Genomic DNA, 22,407 nt, shown 5'->3' with positions numbered 1-22,407 from the left:
ATTCTTTGAATGTTTGATATCTGTTTGCCGGCGAATAGGTGCCCCTTGCTGCAAGGGGCACGCATAAACGCGATTAACGGGGCTGGGTAAATACAGTCACTGCAGTGCCTTCAACCACTACACTGCCGGATAACCCCGTCTGATGACGGGCCCCTGACGCATCGGCAACCAGAGTCCAGTCACCTTCAGGCAAGCTGATGGACTGATTGTTGCCGCTGTTGTACACCACAAACAGGTGATGTGTGTCTTGCGGGTAGGTGATCAAACCTGTGACCAGTTGCCCGCCAAATTCAGCCGGTCTGGAAACTGTGAGGTAATTGGCGATGTCCTGGTTTGAGGTCATGCGTAAACCGGCGTGACTGCGGCGCAGCGCGATCAGTGTTTTGACGTAATCATAGGTGGCCGCATTGTCAGCACGGCGTTGCCATTTGATGCTGTTAAAGCTGTCGGGTGCATTGTAGGTATTGTGGGTCCCGCCGTGTGCACCGAAATTCCAGGCATCCGGATCGCTCATTTGTTCGTTGTCGGTTTTGGTCCGCAAGAACTCGTCCCCGGCATGAACAAACCCGATGCCCTGGCTGGTCAGTACCATGCCCATACCAAAATTCACCACACGTTTGGCATAATCGAGACTGGTTGGTGGCGTCAGGCTGAGAATCTGGTGCGAGCTGTTCTGGACAACATTGCCCGACAGGCTTAAATACACCTTATCCCACAGCCCGAAATTATCATGGGCAGAAATATAGTTGATGCTTTGCTCCGGATCGGCGGCAAAGTTTCTGAACCAGGTGCTGTTGCGGCTGTCATTGGGATCGTAGGCTGAACCGCGCATGCCATCGTAAACAGACCAGCCCGCATCGGCGCTGTCCAGATTATTGAACATATAGCCGGTCCGGGTATCATCATTTGACCCTTTCAGGGCTTCGCGATACGCGCCGTTAAAGACGCCGACATGTTCTTGCACCATGTGATGCGTTGTGCCGTAGCGGACACGTTGTGCTTCTTTCGGATCGCTGGCGTAACCATTCCAGGGTTCACCGTAAAGCAGCAGATTGCGATCCGGGAATTGCTGGTTCAGCGCGCGTCCCCATTTCTCCACTTCCTGATAAGAGAAAATGCCAATCAGGTCGAAACGAAAACCATCAACGCCATATTCATCCACCCAGTAGGCCAGTGAATCCTGAATCATGCGGCTGACCATAGGCTGGTCGGCATCAATGGAATTACCTGTGCCGGACAGATCCGTGGGGGTGTAATAACTGCTGCTGATGTTTTCAAACATCTCTTTGGCGTAGGTGTGGTTGTAGACCACATCCATGATGACCCGGATCCCGGCTTTGTGAAATTCATTCACCATGGTTTTAAACTCGCTGGCACGCGCCTCGTAGTCGGTCGGCACCTGTGAATAACGCTCTTCCGGGACGTTGTAATTGCGCGGATCATAGCCCCAGTTGTAACAAGGATCGCTGTCAGGGAGTCCGTCGCAGGTGGCAAAGTCATAGACGGGCAGCAGCTGAACGTGAGTGATGCCCAGATCGACCAGGTGATCAATGCCCGTTTTCAGCCCGTTGTAACGGGTGCCGCTTTCAACCATGCCCAGAAACTTACCGCGCTTGTCTGCGCTGACGCCAGAGCTGGCATCGATAGTGAAATCGCGGACATGCACTTCATAAATCACGGCATCTTCGCGGTTCACCAGTGCAGGACGCTCAGCCCAGCCGCCAGCAGGGCCCGTGCGTGACATGTCCATCACAATATTGATGGCTTCACTGTCTCCTGTGCCGGGTTTTACCATTTTGCCGTAGGGATCGCGCACCGGAATGCCATTGATCTTAAAAGTGTATTCGGCAAGGTGCAGATCGCCGCTGACGTCAACCTGATAGATATCGGTGTAGCCGTTGGCATCGCTCACTTTACTCAGCGGATATTCGATCCCGTTTACGGTCACAGTGACATCGCTGTGATCCGGCGACCAGATCGAAAAAGTGGTTTTATCTGGCTGATAGTGTGCGCCGAGAGTAGGAGGTGTGGGGCAATCTGAGGTACAGGGATTTACGGGGGTGAGGGTATAGTGCAGTGTCTGGTCGTTCACTGTGACCAGGTATTCGCCGTTGGCCTGGGTATAGATATCATCGCCGGATGCGTCTAACACGCCGTCATTTTGATTGTCACCATAGTTTTGTGACCAGTCTCCGGTCAGATCAAACTTAAAACGCTGATTGGTTTGTCCGTCAAAATCAACCAACAGTGACCAGGTGTTGTTATCGACCAGGGTCATTGCCTCAGCGGCCCATTGATTTGCCGTGCCGCGAAAGTGCAGTGCCGGAAAGTTTTGCGCCAGAGACTGGCTGTCGCAACTGGCCACAGGCGTGGTGAGAATCGTCTGGCTGTCGGTGTAAAAGTCGATCCGATAGCTCTGATCGCCGGCAACCGTGTAATCACCGGTGGGATAACTTTCCTGCCAGTCACCGTAGCGGTCGATTTTAAACCGTGGCCCTCCTGTGGCATCCCCTTGTTGAAATGTCTGGCACGTCTGATAGTGAGTGGTCGCTATCTGTGTCATTGCTGCCGCATTCCACTGATTCGGGGTACCCCGGAAATGCCAGTCGGCGAGTGCGGGGGCGCTTAACAGCGCCGCACCCGCAATAAGCGTAGGTAAGGTTCTCATTTCAATTTCCTTTTACCGTCCTTTGCGGGAGACATAATCCCTGAACGGATCGAGTTATTGGTTATGGTTATTTACAGACTTGACGTGGAGTTTCATCCAGTCAGGTGAGTTGTAAATAGCACAAAAAATAACGCTGAAAATGCCGTTTCCGGTGAAATTCAATTGAAATGTGAGCCTGCTAACTCATTGTATGGCAAGAAAAAAATGAACTGTGATCCTGTTATCTCAGCCCCTTCCTACGCCCCCTTTTCTACGCCCTGAGGGGGATCATCATTGCTCGGTGGTCTTTATCATTCTGGCACTTAGTGCCGCGGGGCTGGCTTTTGCCGGATACCATAATCTGGTAATCGTACTGACCAGTATCTGGGGTTTCATTGTGGTATCAAAACCGCATCAGTAGTCCGCTATAAAGGGAACGAGGTACGGCGGCAAACTGTGAATGCAGGTACTTTCGTTTTTGTGCTTGCCAAGCTTGATTATATTTATATGCAATATTTATGAGTAAATACCATTATGATGTCTCATATTTATCCTTTTCTCATTGTCTAATCATCTAATTTTTCGTTATATCATTCAGTTGCACATGCATTTGTGTGCTCATGTGTTGGGTTTAATACAATTCCCGTTGAGTTCAATAACAAGGATGACAACAATGAAGTTAAAATTCTGTCTTACGTTTGCAGCTGTAGCATTCGCGGCAACTTCAGTGAGTGCTCAGGCACGAACTTTTGATTTACCAAATGGCTGCGAGTACGGACGAGTAAAATCTTATGATTTTAAATCAGAAGATGTGAAGGGTGCCGTTGAGAGTGGTTACAATATTTATAATGATCCACAGACTTACCCTGATCCTTCTAACCCGGATCAAACGGATTATAACCAGGAAGAATATGCCAACTTTTTTGAGTCGCTGATTAACCTCTTCAACTCTTTCGACTATTTGCGGGTGGAAGTGCCAAAACATGTAGTTCAGGACGAAGTATTTCGTGCCAAAGGTAACTTATTTGATCGCTATGCTAATGTGCATTTCAACAATTCAGAATTCGGGTATGTCGGTAAGGATAAATCAAACCTCGATGCCAATTCCTATCTTAATATGAAGTTTTCACGTACTTACGGTTACGGTCTGGTTTGGATTAACCGAGCTGGTGGTATGTGTTCGGCTGAAGGTGTCTGGGTTCAGAAAAAACCAAGAATTGTGAGTGCAAGTGCGACCCATTCTTCGGGCAAAGTGCAGGCAAATATAGAGTACCTGATTGATAAATACTCAACAGCGGCGAAGGACAGTAGCGTGAATGCCCGTTTGATTATTCGTGTTCGGGATGATCTCTATGGCCAGACTGCCTCTACATCTGTGAGCCTGAGTGCATTGAAGGGCAGTAAAACAATCAGTATTACGCCAGCCAATCCAGGTATAAATAGTGTCAGCGTGACTTTGTCTGACGGAAAGTATACCGATGGTATGTCTTTAGGTTATGTGAGAGTGCCGGGCACACCGAAACCGCCATGCCCAAGATGTCAGCCTCTTTAAGCGTGACAAGCAAGTGATTTATTAATAGTTCAGGCCCGTAGCCGGGCCTGAACTGTATGTTATCTGACTTTAAAAAAAGCCATTTCTTTTCTGAGGTGCTGAGTTAATGTCGAAATATCGTTATTTGCCAGTGTCGTCTGGCTGGCATTCTCTGAGTTTTTCTGCACGATTTGACTGATTTCTTCCAGCCTGTGAGAGATATCATTCGTAACAGAAGATTGCTCTTCTGAGGCGGTAGCGACTAACGCATTGATGTCCGAAATTTGTCCAACTTGCTCTGAAATCGTTTTGAACGCATCGGACAAAGCCTGAGTAATGACCTGAGACTCTGAAACCATGTCGGTGTTGAGCTTCACGTGTTCATCAGCAAGCTTGGATTGTTCCTGAAGCTGGCTGATGATTGTTTGAATATCTATGGTCGACTTTTGTGTTTTGGCTGCAAGTGCACGCACTTCATCGGCAACAACCGCGAAACCACGGCCTTGTTCTCCGGCACGGGCTGCTTCAATAGCGGCATTGAGCGCCAGTAGGTTGGTCTGCTCCGATATGCTGTTAATCACATCAACTACTGAGCTTATCTTTTCTGAATGCTCTCTTAATTCGTTGATTATTCGTGCGGATTCTTTCATTGAAACACTGACACTTTCAGCAATTGAATCTGAACGTTGTAGCGTATTTGAACTGGCGTTGATGATGGAGATGGCTTCAATCGCTGCAGTTTCTGCCGAGTGTGCGTTGTGAGCAACATCAGATGCTGTTGAAGACAGTTCTGTGGCTGCGGCTGCGACTTGTTCTATTTCAGATAACTCGCGCTGGGCATTCTCAGAGTTGTTGTGTATCACCGTCGATATTTGCGTTTGGTTTACAGCCAACTGCTCTTGAATGCGTTCTGAAGACTCGATGATGCTGAAAATACTGTGCTGGAGGGTTTGCAACGATGACGTTATTAAATCAAGTTCATTATTGGCTTTCGTCATTTCACGTGGAGTAAAGTCACCATCAGACATTTTTTGAATGGTGTCAGTAATTTCAGGCAACACGCGTAATTCTTTCCGTATGATCCAGAAAGAAAAGATGAAGCCGGTCATACAGGCAGCAATAAGAAGTATGATCCCAAGCTGAACATTAGCTTCATAGGTATTTTTACTTGTTTGATAAATATGTTCAGATGTCGTCAGTTGAATATTAATTAGGTTGTCTATTTGACCTGAGAGAGGCTCTATATGATTGTAGACATTGTTGATAATTTTATTTTTATCTTCAGTTTGTTTTCTTGTTTCTTCTAAAAGAACAACAAGCTCTTGCTTTATGGCATTAATTTCAACCGTCAGTTTTTTCGAGATGGCTCTTTCATCATCCGTTAAATGGGTTGAGTGATAATTCTCCCAAGTATCCGCAACAACGTCTTTTGCTGTTAATACCGATAATTCCAGTTCTTGCTGAGAGAGAACTCCAATATTCCACTTGTTGAATGCATCGACAATATCAACCGCAAAGGCATCAGAAATTGTTTTTAATTGTTGCAACGGAATGACACGATCAAGATAGATTGAATTCATTGCATTTAATGTATCTTTGTTTCCAGACATTTGGTTCCAGAAAAGTATGAACATAAACACACATAGCGTGACAGGGACGGCAAGAAGTTTTGTAAATATATTTTTTTTCATATGAATTTAAGGTTGATACCAAGGGCGTATAAGGGAGGTATTTTGCATGGTTAAGATAATTAATAATATCTTTTCTCTTTTATTTTTTATGCAAATGACTGAAAGTCACGCTGTTGCGTTAAATTTGCCGTTGTAACTTCCACACCCCGGTTGGGGTGTGGAAGAGCCATGGAGTAACGGCGGTTATTTAGCCGGGTATTCAGACCAGTTGCTGCCATCCAGAGTGACATAGTTTTTGCCCTGAACCTTGATGACAGTCGAGCCTTCGTTCTGAGCTACAACGGGCGTACTGGGCAGGTTGCTGATCAGTGAGGCAGGATCAAAGCTACCGCGCTGGTAAGGGTTTTGCTCCAAAACATTGGCAATGAGCTGAGATAACGCCAGATAGCTGGAGGGTGATGACACGCGCGCTGTCTCGCCGGTACGGACGATGTTTTTGCCAAAGACTCTTAAGCCCACAGGGGTATGCACAATCGAAGGTGACGGAATTTCCCGCATGCCGGTGATCTGCATTCGATCGCCTTTCATGCCGGCGCCATGTTCAGGCACCAGCACCACCACAATATTCCGGCCCGATTGTTCCAGCGACTGGAAGAAGGCGTACAGATCGTCCAGCAGGCTTTTCAGCCGTAATTTGTAACTTATCAGCCCGGTGGATTGGTTGCCATGAATGATCCGGTTACCGTCATGCAATGAAATGGTGTTGTAGAGTGCGACGACTTTGTCATTGCCGGCCTGCTGGCGTTGTTGCCACCAGTGATTCAAAACTTCTTTGTCACGGTAAATCGGCGCCCCGTCAAACGACTTCTGGTACGGGGAGAAACCCGTTTGCGGCATCAGATCTGCTGTCACATTGCCTTCGGTTTGAATCAACTCAAGGAAATTGTCAAACACCCCGTCGTGGTTCATTACCAGATTTTCTTCAAAACCCAATTGCTTCAGGTTTTCGAACAGGTAGCACTGCTCAGATGGCGCGCCCGCAAAGAGCTGGCTGTGGTTCTCCTGTCCGCAACTGGCTCTGAGCAAACGGATCACGGCGGGCCCGCTGTAGGAGGTTGCGGCATTAAACTGATCAAAGAGAATGTCGAACTCTTTAAATAAAGGGTGATCTTCCAGTCCGGCGATACTGATGTCGTCCCAGGCGACTGAGCAGATGCTTAAGAATAATATATCGAAGGGCGCCGTCTGAACGCTGCTGTCATCAAAAAGAACTTGTCGCTTCGCTTCACGGGAAAAGAACTCAGAGACGTACTGGTTGAGTGAGGTATCATCAGTTCCCGCTGGCACTTTGGCAGCCGTTGTATTTGCATTGCCGGCGGGCCCGGTGATCGGGGTAGTGTTTTCAGATGTTCCCTGATCCGCAATCACAGGCGCTATCTGGCTGGTGGGCAGACTGAAAAACAACATCGCCGCCATCACCAGTACCGATATGCGTAAAAAGCGATTGAGCAGGTGATAGCCTATGCAGACCGCAAACAGGCCCAATAGTGTCTGGAAAGAGACAAAACGCCCTGCCAGTTCAAACAGATAACTCCATTCGAAATGCATCAACTGGTTCATTTGACCCCACAGGCGGTCTAAGGGCGGCAGGAAAGAGTCATAGTGCAGCAACCAGGCCGCAGCAGGCAAAGCGACGATGAGCCTGACAGACTCAAGCAGACGAGAACGCAGCGGCAGTAATAGAAACAGCGCCAGTGCGACGTTTTCCAGCGGGTGAAAACCAATCGTGCCCTGGAAATACAGGGCAAATTTTGCAATGAAATAAACATTCCACCACCCCAGTCCTTTAACCTGCTGTGATGAATGAGAAGAGCGTGTCATCGTCATAATTTCTGCTTAGTAATAAGTTCAGTCTTGTTCAAAGTAGCGGGAGCGCCTGATATACCTTTGATGGAAGCGCTTGCCCAACGCGATCAGTTGGCGCAGGTAATAGCCCAGTATCATGCCTGTTAACAGGCTTAGCCCTGCGGTGAGCAGAAAATCATCAATATTCATGATTCACCTTTTAATCGGAGCCGCTTAGGCGTGGCAAAAAGGACGGCCATCTCAGCATCGGCGCTGCTTTTTCCGGTAAAAATAGCCGGTTCTGTGGTGATTCTTTTAATTTCTGCCGAAACCGGCAAGGCTTCTTTCGCAACCACTTCCAGTTCTTTTTCCAGCTCATAGTGTGTGCTGATGACATGAACGGTCCGGAAGAGATCCCGGACAGGGACATCAAAAATATTATTCAGTGCGGTATGGATATCGGTTTGGCGAATGGCACTGAACAAAACATACAGCTCGTGGTTGCAGGCGGTAATCACATCGCCATCACGCCGGATATGGCACAACCGAAGACATTCCTCCGGCTGCATGCCTGACAGCAGTTTGAGTTTTACCAGCACTATACCCAGGCGCGGGGAAGTAAACTGCTGCATCACTGTATGGCAATACTGGATAAATGTTTGATTATCCATATATCCTCTAGCGTGAAAGTTCGGGTCATTGAACAGCAGTTCTTCAGTATTGTCAGGCAGCGGGCGAGTCATGTATTGCCCCTGCATGGCATCAACCTGGCTCATCATCCTGAGAAAGGGCAGGTGATAAGGCACAATCAGGTTCACGCCTGCACGCAACAGAAAAGTCTCATCGGCATATCGCAGGCATTGCCTGATTTCTCTGATAATGATTTTGAGCTTCGGGCCGGCCTGTTGCCGTAAATGCAGGCAGTCGACAGCCAGCTGACGGATCGTTTCCGGCGACTGGCAGGATAATATCAATGTCGCTGAATGCGGAATGTGTGGATCACTGATGATCGCTGCGTTGCTCGCCGCCAGCTGAACATGCGAAGGAAGCGGGATGTCTTCATCCAGCACATCCTGGCTCATGATAATCCGCGTTGAGTCATCCTGGTTGCTGAATACCGGGATAGCAGGTGTGGAAGCCAGTACCGCGACCAGTGCACCCTGGGCTGTTTTCTGTATCACAAACCTTCTGTCTGACTGAATACCTTCTGAGTCCGACCAGAAATGCACATGGTAGCTGTATTTGTTGTCGCTGATCGTACTCATGGAGGTCAGTCCCGCCAGATGGCGGTTCAGTGACAGCAATGCAGGTGTTAATGACGTTGAGGTAACAGAACCGTACACCATTAACTGTATAGCCAGCTCATGCTCGGCAGCGTATTCATTAAGCATTTTTAAAACAATAGTGAGATTTTTTTTATTAATATTGGTGAAAAATATATCCGGCACAAAAAGAACGGCAAGCGAATGCGTTGCGACTTTTAATTTGATGATGTCATCCAGCAGTAAGTGAAAATGGATACCACTCTGGGTTTTATTCTGATTCAGGAAAAAGGCTCTTTTACACTTTTCCTTTAACATCGCTGAAACCCGATCACTTTTTTGCTCGTTAAGACCGGAATAAAAGTTTTCTTTGTTTGTGAAACAAGTGAAGTTATTGTTTTTATTATGTTTAATGATTGATGTCAGATAATCGATTGCGATAGTTTTATGGTCAAAAAGAGTCACATAAACCGACGGGAAATTGTTTATTTCGACAAAGTGTGTAAAGTCTGGATTTGTAGACATATAAAATACCAGTTGCTCGCTATCGGCACTTTTCCCTGCTGTTTAACGCTTGCAGAGGCACCATCACAGTAAGATCACGACAGAAAAGATGTTACTAATATAATCAGATCATATAGAATTTACTCAAAATGTCGAATCATTCATCTGATGTATCCTTGTACTCACTGAAACCTGTAAAGAACTGTTCTTTTTTCATGTGGTCAATGTCTTGACGATGAAATTTGATTATGAACCGAAATGCACACATAATTAAAGGGAATATTATCATTATTTTCTGGTCATTTCAGTCAGCGTGTTAGTGACAAGCATAAAGGGTATCTAATCGGTTTTTTGATTTTTTTGTGGACTGAATGTTAAAAATGAAAAGGCAAAAGTGTAATAAAAGTTAGTGTCTGTTTGTTTCTTTGAAAATTATGTACTTAAATACAAATTGTATTAACGGCATTGATAAATTCTATTAAGTAGTGGTGAATTATTGTGGTAATGCCTGCGAAAGATGTTGATGCAATTTATGCATCTTACAACATGACAAATCATGATTATGTCGAACTAAACGAAAGCGAAACATATTCAAAAATAAAAAATAAATGGTTGATATTAAAAAGTAAAAATTTACCTTACGGGACAAGGCACACGAACATGGAAAACAGTAGCCAGGCCAATATGGCATGAAAAGGATTGGGATTCTCAGCCTGCGTGGCGGTGCCGGGGCGACCACAGTAACGGCCAATCTGGCACAGGCGTTAGTGCAAGTGCACAAAAAAGTGCTGGTTGTTGATACTGTTCCTGCCAATTTGCTGCGTTTACACCTGGGCTTACCCCTCTCCAGCGTTGAAGGGTGGGCCAGTCACCTGTGTGCAAACACTGACTGGCAGTCGGCTGGCTTTGAAAGTCCCAGTGGTGTGACATTTTTGCCTTTTGGCCAACTGTCATTGCCGAAAGCCCGACAGTTTGAGGCTAACCGCGGCCCTTACCTTGCTGAAATTCTGGAAGCACTCGGGCGTGTTGAACTGGGGGACAATCAGGATCACTGGCAACTGATCCACCTGGCATCGGCGGATCTGGCGATGCTGGAGGATGAATCCTTCGGGGTTTTATTTGATGTCGTGCTGGTAGTGTTAACACCTGACGCCGCCAGTTACAGCGTGCTGCAAGATGTTTCTGAGACCCTGGCTGTCTTTAACGATGCGCCTGTCTCAGCAAAAGTGCGCTATGTGCTCAATCAGTATCAGCCAGAAACCGAGATCAGCCGAGATTTCATGCTAGTCATGAAAAAAGAGCTTGGCGCTGAATTGTCACCGGTACTGTTACACAGAGATATCGCTCTGATGGACAGTGTGGCAAACCTGACCACTGTGCAGCAGCTTGCACCCACCAGTCAGGCGGCAAAAGATTATCAGTCATTCGCCTTTTGGTGCGTGTCGCAATTATCAGCCATCCAGTGTGTTTCCTGAGTCTATGTTCAACAGCTTAAATCTGATTTTTAAATCCTGGGTTACTGAGCAGTTCAAAGAGCAAAAGCTTGCTTTTGAGCGCGAGCGAAATACGCCTGTCTCCCGCATTGGAAATCTCATTCTCGGGCTGTGGTTTACCTTTGCGTTTGTGTGCCTCAAGCCGCAGATTGCCGGCGTGCCGGTATGGCGTCTGCCTCTGATTTACTACCCGCACATTAACTTTGCCTCCCCCACATTGCTGGATCCTGTGCGCTTCGTGCTGCAGAGCCTGTGGCTGCTCTGTGTCAGGCCACAATCGCCGGGTCATCTTAAAACCCAGCTGCAAGCGGGAACCAGGCAACTGATCCGCCGCGTGAAAGCCATCTTCTATTTGCCTTTGGGGCGTATGTCCGGATTCATTCAATGGCTGGAAAAAAAAGCGACCGATGCCGACACGGAAGATCTCGACACTGTGTTAAGAGAAACCAATACCGGACGGATGGTCAATATCCTGCTGCTGGTCGCCGTGGTTTTGCTTGCCCTTATTTGTTTTACCGTGCCGTTCGGGTTGGAAGCCCAGATGGTTTTTGTCTTATTGCTCTGGGCGCTGGCAATGATGTGCCGGCGAATGCCCGGCCATTTTCCGACCCTACTGCTGATCATTTTGTCGGTCACGGCTTCCTGCCGCTACTTGTGGTGGCGCTATTCTTCCACACTCAACTGGGACGATCCTTTAGCGCTTATGCTGGGTGTTTTACTGTTACTGGCTGAAACTTATTCTTGGATCGTGCTGATTTTAGGCTACTTTCAGAATATCTGGCCGCTGAATAGAAAACCGGTTGCACTGCCACCAGATACGAAAGTTTGGCCTACAATTGACGTGATGATACCGACTTATAATGAAGATCTGGATGTTGTGCGTGCCACTGTGTATGCCTCTCTGGGCGTCGACTGGCCAAAGGACAAGCTGAATATTTACATACTTGATGACGGAAAGCGGGACAGTTTTCGCGATTTCGCACGGGAAGTGGGAGTGCATTACCTGCGACGGCCAACCAACGAGCACGCCAAAGCGGGCAACATTAACTATGCCTTGCAGCGCTCACAGGGAGAATATGTGGCCATTTTTGACTGTGACCACATTCCGTCCAGAGCCTTTTTTCAGCTGACAATGGGCCTGTTTCTGAAAGATCCAAAACTGGCGCTGATTCAGACACCGCACCACTTTTTCTCGCCGGATCCGTTTGAGCGTAATCTGGCCAATTTTCGCCATGTGCCCAATGAAGGCAACTTGTTTTACGGTCTGATTCAGGACGGTAACGATCTGTGGGATGCCACTTTCTTTTGTGGCTCATGCGCCATTCTGCGTCGCGGGCCACTGGAAGAAGTCGGGGGCATAGCGGTAGAGACAGTCACTGAAGATGCGCATACCTCACTGCGGATGCACCGCTTAGGCTATCACTCGGCGTATCTGAAACAACCGATTTCAGCCGGTCTGGCGACGGAAACGCTGTCGGCACATGTCGGCCAGCGGATCCGCTGGGCCAGAGGCATGGCGCAGATCTTCCGGGTAGATAATCCGCTTACTGGCAAAGGACTCAAGTTGTCACAGCGTCTGTGTTACGCCAATGCCATGCTGCATTTTTTATCGGGGATTCCGAGGATCATTTTTCTGACCGCGCCACTGGCGTTTCTGTTGCTGCATTCTTTTATTATTTATGCACCGGCGCTGGCGATCATTCTGTACGTGTTACCGCACATGGTGCATGCCAGCATGACCAATTCCCGGATGCAGGGAGAGTTTCGCTATTCATTCTGGGGCGAAGTGTATGAAACCGTTCTGGCCTGGTATATCGCCCGGCCGACCACAGTTGCACTGTTTGCACCCCATAAAGGAAAATTCAATGTCACCGCCAAGGGTGGGCTGGTCAAAGAATCCCACTATGACTGGGTGATCTCACGGCCTTATCTGGTGCTGGTCTTGCTCAATATTATCGGACTCGGCATGGGGATTTACCGGCTGGGGTGGGGGCCGGATAACGAAATGGCCACCGTGCTGGTCAACATTGTCTGGACCCTCTACAACCTGCTGATCCTCGGCGCGGCAGTGGCAGTGGCGGTTGAGGCCAAGCAGATACGCCGGGATCACAGGGTTGAAGTGTCTATGCCGGTGGCGGTCAGGCTTCGGTCCGGACACCTGCTGCAGGCAGAAATGAAAGATTTTTCACTCAGTGGCCTGCGGGTTCAGCTGGGCGAGCGGGACAGTGAGCGCCTTAATGTCCAGGAGAATCAGAAACTGGAGGTGGTGCTGAACCGTGGTGAGCAATCCTATGTGTTTCCGGCGACCATCGCTTTTAGCGGCAACGGCATGCTGGGACTTCAGCTCACTGAGCTCAGCACACAGCAGCAAATCCAGTATGTGCAATGTACGTTTGCCAGAGCAGATATCTGGGCCAAGTGGCAGCAGTCTTATCAGTCGGATAAGCCTATGTCGAGTATGAAATCTGTGCTGCAGGTTGGCTGGAACGGATATCGCCGCCTGATTCAGCACAGCCCGACGCCAGTCGCTACGCTGGCTCAGGGAGTGTCAATCTTTGGTGGCCTGATTTGGTCACTGAGACCACGTAATGTCCCCAACAGGGCTTAAAAAATGACAATTAATAAAACAATAAAAATGGCGGCCGCCATCCTGAGCTGTATGGGTATGACGGCAATGGCCAGTGCGCAGGCCATAACCGCTAACACCGATTCAGCCGATGCTGAAACGTCTTCTCATCTGCTCTCTCCTGTGACTCCGCGGGAGCTGGCATTCTCACAATTGGGTTTCAATGGTTCTATCGGCATTTACGGCAGTGAAGCCAGCGCCAATGTCGGTTTTGGCTCGCGTCTTGATGAGGTGATTGCCAAAGCCAACCTGCATTTCGACGTCACGCCTTCTCCGGCGCTGCTGGCACTGGTTTCGCATATCAAGGTATATCTGAACAACGAACTGATGGGGGTTGTGCCTGTCACTGACGGTCAGCAGGGCAAAAAAATCAGTGCGTCTATGCCGCTGGACTCGCGCTACTTCAGTAACTACAACCAAATCCGTTTTGAGCTGATTGGCAACACTCATAAAACCTGCTCTAACCCGAATGATGCCAGTATCTGGGCAGAGATCAGCCAGAGCAGCCGGGTCGAACTGTTTGTGCAGAAAACCCGGCTGGAAAGTGATTTGAGTTTATTGCCGGCACCGTTTTTTGATCCCCGTGATTTTGGCCAGTTAACCCTGCCGGTCATTATGGGGGCTGACTATGATCTGGCCGAAATGAAAGCGGCAGGCGTGCTGGCGTCTCACTTTGGTTCGCTGTCGGCATGGCGGGGAGCGCAATTTTCGCTCTTATTCGATCAATTGCCCGACAAGCATGCCGTGGTGCTGGTGACAAATGACAATAAACCTGACTTTCTGCGTGACTTCCCGGATGCCGACGGGCCGTATTTACAGGTGATCACTCACCCGACTAACCCTTATGTCAAACTGCTGCTGGTACAGGGCCGCGACAGCCGGGATCTCAATACCGCGGTTCAGGGGCTGGCTCTGGGCACCCAGCTGTTAACCGGCCCGATGGCGAAGATCAATCAGGTGGTTCAGGTTAAACCCCGCGTCCCTTATGACGCGCCTAACTGGGTGGATACCTCAAGGCCTGTGGCTTTCAGTGAGCTGGTGGAACAGCGTGGTCAGTTGCAGGTAGAAGGCCGCACCCCGCCGCCGGTCCGGCTGAGTTTTCAGCTGCCGCCGGATTTGTTTACCTGGCAGAGCCGCGGTATTCCTATGGATCTGCAGTACCGTTATTCGCCGCCAATGAAAGAAAACTCGGGCTCGCGGCTCACGCTGGGGATTAACGATGAGTTTGTCGAAGCGTTCAACCTGACGACAGCCGGTCAGGGCGGCGAATCCAAGCGGGTACGTGTTCCGCTGCTGGATGACGGCTTGCTGGGCGGCAACGACCGGGTTCGCATTCCGGCGTTCAAAGTGGGCAGTAAAAATTTCATCGATTTCGAATTTGGCTTTGCCTCAGTCACGGAAGGGAACTGCCAGATCACCCAGCCGAGCAAGCAGTATGCCGTGGTTGACGGCGATTCGACCATTGATTTCAGCGGCTTTCCGCACTACATCCAGATGCCGAACCTGCGCTCCTTTGCAACCTCCGGGTTCCCCTTTACCCGCATGGCAGACCTGTCGGACACGGCAGTGGTACTGCCTGAGTCCTCGTCACCTGAAGTGCTGCAAACCTTTTTGAATGTCATGGGGCGACTCGGTGCCGACACCGGTTACCCGGCCATTAAAGTGTCACTGACAGATCAGTGGGACAGCGCCACGCTGAAAGGCAAGGATATCCTGAGCATTGGCGTGGCGCAGGATCTGACCCGGGCAATTGGCAATCCTGATCAGGTCAATCTGGTCCTGCAGTCCGGTCAGCGCCAGATCCGTCTGCCGGGGCGAAACGAAACGTCGCCGGGCATCAACTGGCTGGGCCGGGCGTCTGGCAATCCGCAGGTTGCCGATCTGGTGTCGGTCGATGCCAGCGGCAAGTTTGCTGCCATCACAGGCATGGAGTCTCCGTTCAGCAAAAAGCGCAGCCTGGTTGCGATCATGGCTGCCAGCCCGCAGGCATTCAGCCTGATCGATCATGCCATCATAGATTCGGGAAAAGTGGAGCACATGTCAGGCTCAGTGGTGATCCTGCGTGATCAGGAGGTGGCCAGTTATAACGTGGGCCAGCATTATTATGTCGGCCAACTGCCGGTGTTGAAATTGATCTGGTATCACTTCTCCAATCACCCCGTGCTTGTCGCTTTTCTGGCGGCGTTGCTGGTGGTGATTGTCACTGTGTTCCTGTGGCGTGTATTGCGGAAAATTGCTGCCAGAAGGCTGGCACGCAGCGGGGAAGATGAATGAGAAGCCTGATACTTGTGCTGAGCCTGCTGCTCAGTGCCCAGAGCCAGGCAAGCCGCTGTGAATGGCCGCAGTGGCAAACGTTCAAATCGGTTTACCTGGTCAATGGCCGCGTGATTGATGGCAGTGACGAGCGCCGGATCACCACATCAGAAGGTCAGTCGTACGGCCTGTTCTTTGCCCTGATTGCCAATGACAAACCGGCCTTTGCGGCGATGCTGGACTGGACGCAGAGCCAGCTGGCGGGGGGCGATCTGACGGCGCGTTTGCCGGCCTGGCTGTGGGGACAGCAGCCATCGGGACGCTGGGGCGTGCTGGATGATAATCCGGCCTCTGACTCTGATCTCTGGATTGCGTACACGCTGGCAGAAGCGGGCCGTCTCTGGAATAACCATTACTACCAATCGCTGGCGCATTTGATAGCCAGCCGGATACTGCGCGAAGAAACCGTCACTGTCGACGGCCTTGGCACTGTGCTGTTGCCGGGTTCGGAGGGGTTTGCACTGGAAAACGGCCACTATCGGGTCAATCCGAGTTACCTGCCGTTACAGTTGATTGCCCGGATGGCGCACCTTTATCCGCAGCACAACTGGGCATCCCTGTACGGCACCAGCCTTGCCATGATTCTGGACACCATGCCCGCGGGTTTCAGCCCGGACTGGGCCACGCTGGCGGAAGGTCGCTATAGCGCTGACCGGCAAACCGGGCCGGTGGGGAGTTATAACGCCATTCGTACCTACTTGTGGGCCGGGATGCTCAGCGAAGACTCAAAAGACAAAGTGGCGCTGGTGAAGGCAATGCAACCCATGGTGGCGGCCACTGCGGCTTTGTCTGCCCCGCCACGCACGGTGAACACTCAGACGGGCCAGTATCAGGAGCCGGGCAGTGCCGGATTTTCCGCTGCCATGCTGCCCTTGCTGGCGGCGTCAGGGGAAACCGGACTGTTGCAGGCTCAGGCCGAGCGGGTGGCAGAGCGTCTTATCAGAAATCAGGACGATCATTATTACGACAATGTGCTGGCGCTGTTTGGCGAAGGCTGGCACCAGCAACGTTATCGCTTCGGCGTACAGGGTGAACTGGAGCCAGCATGGGAAAAAGGATGTCAGTAACGGCTTCGGCTAACGCCAGTATCCTGATTGCGCTGGGCCTCAGCGCCGGGGCTATCAGCCTGTCTGCTTACGCCGGTATTGTGCCGACAACGCCTTTGACACCTCAGCAGCTTGAACAGGTGTATCAGCCGGTCAGTTCGGTGTCCACTTTGTCCACCGCGTCTTCTGATAGCAATTCGGTCGCGTTTCTGGTCAATCAGATTGAGCTGGCCACGGCCTTAGGTCGCGATGACATCGTTGAAAGTGCGCTGGAGCGCTTACTGGCAATTGATAGCCAGCATCCGGATGGCCTGTATTACCAGGCACGGCTGCTGATCAAACAAAACCAGCTTCAGCAGGCGCAGGAAGTCAGAAATCAGCTCAAAGCCACCTCGCCGCAGTCGGTACAGCTCACGGCGCTGAATGATTTGATTGCGATTAACGGCCGCAAAAAAGCCGATTTGCAGCAAGCCAGATTACTGGTGCGGGCCGGCCGTTATGAGCAAGCGTTGAAAGCCTATGACGCGCTCTTCCCCAACGGGATGCCCTCGGCCGAGTTGCAGCTGGAATACCTGCAGGCTGAAGGCAGTCTCAGTGAGCGCTGGGAAAGGGTGAAGCAGGGACTGGAGCAGCTCAATGCTGCCTATCCCGCCGTGCCCTCTTTTCAGCTGGCACTGGCAAACCACATTCGCCGCCGCGACCCCGCCGATCCCTGGATTCTGGCAACTTACCGTCAGTTGGCACTGCGTTCTGATATCGGCACGGTGGCAGCCAGTGCCTGGTTGCGAGCGCTGGATCAGCAGCCGATATCGGCACAAGTGGCTGAGCAATATGCCATTGTTGCCAGCTATTTTCCGTCTGATACAGCCATTCAGCGCGCCAACCGCAATGCCCAGGCTCGCTGGGAAACAGAGCAGAGCCTGCGAAAAGATCCCACCTATCAGGCCAAGCGGCAGGGGCTGGCACTGATCGAGCAGGGGGCTTACCCGCAGGCCAGGAAACAACTGGAATATGCGTTAACCACCCGGCCGGACGATCCTGAGATCCTGGGCGGGCTGGGCATGGTGTACCTGCGTCAGGGCCAGCAGGGAAAAGCGTTGGGTTATTTCAAACAGGCGCAGCAGCTTGATGATGATCCGGACAATGCCAGTAAGTGGCAATCGCTGGTGGAGGCCACTTCATACTGGGCGTATCTGGATGAAGGCGATGCACTGAGAACAAAAGGCCGACTGAGTCAGGCCGAGCGCGCCTATCGAAAAGCCATCCCGGTCAATGACAAAGAACCCTATGCCCACATCAAACTGGCAGAACTGTATCAGCAACAGCAGAAATCTGATGCCGCTGTTCAGGCCTACCAGCAAGCTTTGCTGCGTGATCCCGGCAATGCGCAGGCCGTGCGCGCGCTGGTGAACCTGACGCGGGAAAGCCAGGGGCTGGCGGCGGCGATTCGCTTTGCTGAGCAGTTATCGCCGGCCCGGCAACGGCTGGTGCGTGACACCATACTGGAGATGAAAACCCAGTCAGTGGTGCAGCAACTAAGCCGTGCACTGGCAGAGAATGACACACAGGACGCAGAGCAATTTGCCACAGCATTGCTCAGACTGAATCCCTCCTCGCCCTGGCAGCGACGGGACATTGCGGATGCATTAGTTGCCGCCGGGCAGCGGAGCCGGGCGGATGCCCTGATGCAGCAATGGGCTGCCGGCAGTCGCGATCCGGAGATGCAGTTTGCCTATGGCTTATACCTGAGTCAGGCCGGGCGCGATGAAGAGGCGATTGCCGTGCTGTCTCGTGTCCCTGCCGCCAAGCGCAGCGAGGCGATGCAGAGTAATTTACTGCGGCTGCGCCTTGAACAGTCACTGGCTGATTTGCCTGCCCGCTATCAGGCCAACCCAGATGCGGTGCGGGAGCAGCTGCATTCGCTGGCGCAGCAGTATGCCGATCAGCCAGCCGTGTTGACGCGGCTGGGCTTGATCTGGGCTGGTTTAGGCGAGCGTCAGCAGGCGGAGCATATCTACCGCCAGTTAACTCCGAAAGATACCTGGCCGCCAAGCGCCCAGCTTGGCTATGGCGAGCTGATGATTGAGCTGGCGCATTTCAGCGCCTTTGACCAGTGGCTGGACAAGCAGGGACAGCCGCGTGTCAACGCAGGACAGGAAAACGCCGCCTCACTGGCTGAACTCACTGCGCTGCATAGCCGGCGCTTGCTGGCAGAAGCTGAAATCCTGACCGCACAGCGGCAGTTCAGCCGGGCCCAGGCGCTCTATCAGACAGTACTCACTGAAGTGCAAGCTGCCCCTGAGCCTTACCGTACCGAGGCCCGGCTGGGCCTGTTACAAACCAGTGCTGCGCTGGGGGAGGCGGCAGTCTATCAGCCGGTCTCTGAGCTGCTGTATGCCAGCCGCTCCCAGCTGACAGCCAGACAGTTAATGGTGGCCGCCCCTGTGATGAACCGTCAGGGCGAATACCACAAGGCCCGGGAACTGAACCGTTTATTGAGTCAGCGGCCGGATGCGGATGCGATGGATTACCGCAACAGTATGGCGCTGGCAATGGAGAATCAGCAGTGGACACTGGCCGGGCAGCGTGGCTATCAGGCACTGAACGCGGATCGCATCGAAAAAAGTGCGGATGCGCAGGCCGCACAGGCCCAGTCACCCGATTTACGGACGCTGTATCAGGAGGCCGACGATTACTGGCTGACCCGCAATGTCAAAGCTGACATTGACCGTCTGCGTGATCGCAGCGACGGGCACATTATCATCGGCTGGGATTACAGCGCCCGGGACGGGGAAAACAAGGCCAGTCAGGTGCCGATTGAAGCGCGGATCCCCATCGAACAATGGGACGGCCATCTGCTCTTACGGGCCGATTATGTCTCGCTCGACTCCGGCGATCTGGACTATTTCGACAAGTTTGCCAATTCCAATGCGCAATACGACACGCTGCGCGCCCGTGAGAACGGACTGGCCCTGGGCATCGGCTGGCAGGCAGAGAACTGGCAGGCGGATATCGGCACCACACCGCTGGGTTTTGCCCAGTCAACCTGGGTGGGCGGCGTCACGCTTGAGGGAGATATCGGGGATTTCGGCGTGTCCGGCACCTTGTCGCGCCGGCCCGAGACCAGCACTGTGCTGTCCTATGCCGGGATGAGTGTGCCCCAAGTGACGGCTGGTTCTTCTGTCGATCCCGCCGGGACACAATGGGGTGGTGTGGTCAGTACAGGCGTTAAGCTCAATGCCAGCTGGGACATTGGCGGCCCGTACGGGTTCTGGAGCAGTGTGCAACATCATCTGATCACCGGCGAAAAGGTGGCCGATAATACCCGTCTGGCCCTGCTGGGCGGCGGCTATTACAAACTGATTGCCACCGATGATCGGCGTTTAAGTATCGGCACCAATGTGCTGTATTTCGACTATGACAAAAATCTGAGCGAGTACACGCTGGGCAGCGGTGGGTATTACAGTCCGCAGCGCTACCTGTCGCTGTCGCTGCCGGTGAATTATTACGGTCGCTACAACAACAGTTGGTCATATCTGGTCAGCGCTTCTGTGTCCAACTCCTGGTCCAGAGAAGATGCGCCTTACCTGTCGGACGGTGGGTCAGACACAGGCGGCGGCTTTGGTTATTCGCTCGAAGGCGCACTGGAAAAACGGGTCAGCAGCCGCTGGTATGTCGGGGTCGCCCTGGACTTGCAGCGCTCTGATTTCTACGAGCCAAACCATTTTATGCTGTATACCCGGTTTACCTTTAACGATCGCTGGCAACCGATTGATTACCCGCCGACTGTGCCCCGCCTGTACAGCGATTTTGATTAAGACTTGCGGCCTTCACGCAGATTGGAACAAATAAAAATAGGCGCATGAAAATGCGCCTGTTGTGAACAGTTTCAGTCGTCTTTACTCATCCGGTGTGCAAACCCGGATTCTGTGCCCGTCAGGATCCAGTGCCACAAAAGTCAGACCAAAGACCGCGTCATGCAAAGGTTGCTCAATCACGACACCGGCAGTCTGCCATTGGTCATACAGCGCTTTGACCTGATCGTCATCCGGCACCATAAACGCGAATTCACTGCGATGGCCCTCGCCGCCGGAGACAAAATTGCGTGCCTGCTCTGACCACAAACTCAGGTTAAAGCCGTTTTCAAACTCAAACGCCACGTAAGTCGGCAGTGCGGCCACAGGCTCCCGGCCAAGCAGCTGGCGATAGAAATCTGCGCTGGTTTCCGGGTTTTTCACATATAGCAGCAATAGGTTCGGTATCATTTTCTCTTTCCTTTTGTGTTCATCCTCGTTGGGTAGAGTCAGAGCTTACCCCGTGACACTGTCAGAAAGTGGCAGTATCATGTTGCCTATGCGTACCGAACGATTACTCCAATTACTGCAGATTCTTCGCCAGCACCGGCTGCCCGTCAGCGGACAGCGGCTGGCTGATGAGCTGAATATCAGTATCCGTACCCTGTACCGGGATATCGCCACACTGCAGGCCCAGGGGGCGCAGATCGACGGCGAACCCGGCATCGGCTATGTGCTGAAACCGGGATTTTTCCTGCCACCGTTAATGCTCACCGAAGATGAAATCAGCGCCATCATGCTGGGTGTCCGCTGGGTCTCGGCCTTTGGCGATGTGCCGATGGCCAGCGCCGCCGACACTGCACTGGCGAAAGTCACCGCCGTGCTCCCCGCCGATCTGGTGCAGGGTGCCAATGAGGTGCCACTCCGCGTCGGCCCGCCCGGTGAGCTTGCCACGGAAGATCTGACCCTGTTCAGAACGGCCATCCGGCGGGAAAGAAAACTCGCCATTCGCTATCGCGCGGCCGACGGACAAGAGAGCACCCGGGTGATCTGGCCGTTTGCGATCGGCTATTTCGCTCAGGGCAGAGTGCTCGCCGCCTGGTGCGAACTGCGGCAGGATTTTCGCCACTTCCGTACCGAGTGGATTGCTGATCCTATGATGATGGATCAGGCGTATCCAAGGCGGCGTCATGGGTTGTTTCAGGAATGGCGGGAGAAGGAGCTTTCATCGCGGCGGTAGGGATGTATGTTCACTTCCCCTGTGCTGAGACTGCAGAGGTATGTCGCGCTTGAGTTCTGTGGTTCTTTTGGCATGGTGTGATGCGCGCCAGACACTCTTTGTGGGGCCAAAGAGTGCCGAGAAAGCCCTTGTTGTTCTTTGGTGTGGTCCGGGGCGGTTGTGGGCGCTCCCGGCGCCGACAACCTAAAAATTCGTCCTGAATTTTTCCCTGTGGGAGTGCCATCAATGTACATTTTCAACTTGTCATTCCCGTGCAGCGAGTGCGACTTTTAAGGCTGGGTGAGGTATGTCGTGCTTGAGTTCTGTGGTTCTTTTGGCATGGTGTGATGCGCGCCAGACACTCTTTGTGGGGCCAAAGAGTGCCCAGAAAGCCCTTTTGTTCTTTGGTGTGGGCCGGGTCGGTTGTAGGCGCTCCCGGCGCCGACAACCTAAAAATTCGTCCTGAATTTTTCCCTGGGGGAGTGCTATCAATGTA

At 51.9% G+C, this 22,407-nt stretch carries 13 protein-coding genes; 7 read left to right on the top strand and 6 right to left on the bottom strand.

Annotated features, from left to right (window positions below):
• Positions 1 to 73: 73 nt before the first annotated feature.
• Complete coding sequence (locus D6M16_RS14390) at positions 74 to 2,668, bottom strand: alpha-amylase family glycosyl hydrolase (RefSeq protein WP_120512545.1); 2,595 nt, start codon at positions 2,666 to 2,668, stop codon at positions 74 to 76.
• Positions 2,669 to 3,320: 652 nt separating this feature from the next.
• On the opposite strand from D6M16_RS14390, the gene D6M16_RS14385 reads away from it, so the two are divergent.
• Positions 3,321 to 4,199: a hypothetical protein gene (locus D6M16_RS14385; protein WP_120512544.1), complete on the top strand. Its 879-nt coding sequence runs from the start codon at positions 3,321 to 3,323 to the stop codon at positions 4,197 to 4,199.
• Positions 4,200 to 4,258: 59 nt separating this feature from the next.
• Here D6M16_RS14385 and D6M16_RS14380 read toward each other — a convergent pair whose 3' ends face one another.
• From D6M16_RS14380 to bcsE, 4 genes are all read right to left on the bottom strand, one after another.
• Positions 4,259 to 5,869, bottom strand: a complete 1,611-nt coding sequence (locus tag D6M16_RS14380) for a methyl-accepting chemotaxis protein (RefSeq protein ID WP_120512543.1) — start codon at positions 5,867 to 5,869, stop codon at positions 4,259 to 4,261.
• Positions 5,870 to 6,052: 183 nt separating this feature from the next.
• A complete protein-coding gene (gene bcsG, locus D6M16_RS14375) occupies positions 6,053 to 7,696 on the bottom strand; it encodes a cellulose biosynthesis protein BcsG (protein ID WP_420812250.1) in 1,644 nt (547 codons plus the stop codon).
• A gap of 21 nt (positions 7,697 to 7,717) precedes the next feature.
• The gene (locus D6M16_RS22280; protein ID WP_162941045.1) at positions 7,718 to 7,864 is read right to left on the bottom strand and encodes a hypothetical protein; all 147 of its coding nucleotides are present in this window, start codon (positions 7,862 to 7,864) and stop codon (positions 7,718 to 7,720) included.
• A complete protein-coding gene (gene bcsE, locus D6M16_RS14370) occupies positions 7,861 to 9,441 on the bottom strand; it encodes a cellulose biosynthesis protein BcsE (RefSeq protein WP_120512542.1) in 1,581 nt (526 codons plus the stop codon). The genes D6M16_RS22280 and bcsE overlap by 4 nt, the downstream gene beginning before the upstream one ends.
• 668 nt (positions 9,442 to 10,109) lie before the next feature.
• Here bcsE and bcsQ point away from each other — a divergent pair.
• The 5 genes from bcsQ to D6M16_RS14340 are packed head-to-tail and all read left to right on the top strand — an operon-like array spanning position 10,110 to position 20,716.
• Positions 10,110 to 10,895, top strand: coding sequence for a cellulose biosynthesis protein BcsQ (gene bcsQ, locus D6M16_RS14360; RefSeq protein ID WP_120512540.1), 786 nt, complete (start codon positions 10,110 to 10,112; stop codon positions 10,893 to 10,895).
• Between the two features lie 4 nt (positions 10,896 to 10,899).
• On the top strand, positions 10,900 to 13,521 hold the full coding sequence (gene bcsA / locus D6M16_RS14355) for a UDP-forming cellulose synthase catalytic subunit (RefSeq protein WP_120512539.1): 2,622 nt from the start codon (positions 10,900 to 10,902) through the stop codon (positions 13,519 to 13,521).
• A 3-nt stretch (positions 13,522 to 13,524) separates the two neighbouring features.
• On the top strand, positions 13,525 to 15,813 hold the full coding sequence (bcsB, locus tag D6M16_RS14350) for a cellulose biosynthesis cyclic di-GMP-binding regulatory protein BcsB (protein WP_120512538.1): 2,289 nt from the start codon (positions 13,525 to 13,527) through the stop codon (positions 15,811 to 15,813).
• On the top strand, positions 15,810 to 16,919 hold the full coding sequence (gene bcsZ, locus D6M16_RS14345; RefSeq protein ID WP_120512537.1) for a cellulose synthase complex periplasmic endoglucanase BcsZ: 1,110 nt from the start codon (positions 15,810 to 15,812) through the stop codon (positions 16,917 to 16,919). Before bcsB ends, bcsZ begins: the two co-directional genes overlap by 4 nt.
• Positions 16,898 to 20,716, top strand: coding sequence for a cellulose synthase subunit BcsC-related outer membrane protein (locus tag D6M16_RS14340; RefSeq protein ID WP_240435623.1), 3,819 nt, complete (start codon positions 16,898 to 16,900; stop codon positions 20,714 to 20,716). Before bcsZ ends, D6M16_RS14340 begins: the two co-directional genes overlap by 22 nt.
• Positions 20,717 to 20,797: 81 nt before the next feature.
• On the opposite strand, the gene D6M16_RS14335 is transcribed toward D6M16_RS14340, so the two are convergent.
• Positions 20,798 to 21,163: a VOC family protein gene (locus D6M16_RS14335; protein WP_120512535.1), complete on the bottom strand. Its 366-nt coding sequence runs from the start codon at positions 21,161 to 21,163 to the stop codon at positions 20,798 to 20,800.
• A 52-nt stretch (positions 21,164 to 21,215) separates the two neighbouring features.
• Here D6M16_RS14335 and D6M16_RS14330 point away from each other — a divergent pair, with 52 nt between their 5' ends.
• Entirely contained in the window at positions 21,216 to 21,932 is a 717-nt protein-coding gene (locus D6M16_RS14330) for a helix-turn-helix transcriptional regulator (RefSeq protein WP_205576898.1), read from the top strand.
• Positions 21,933 to 22,407 lie beyond the last annotated feature (475 nt).

This window comes from Photobacterium salinisoli (assembly GCF_003614885.1).
Lineage (GTDB): Bacteria > Pseudomonadota > Gammaproteobacteria > Enterobacterales > Vibrionaceae > Photobacterium > Photobacterium salinisoli.
The sequence above is the reverse complement of the archived record's forward strand: the minus strand, read 5'-3'. Positions and strand labels throughout refer to the sequence as shown.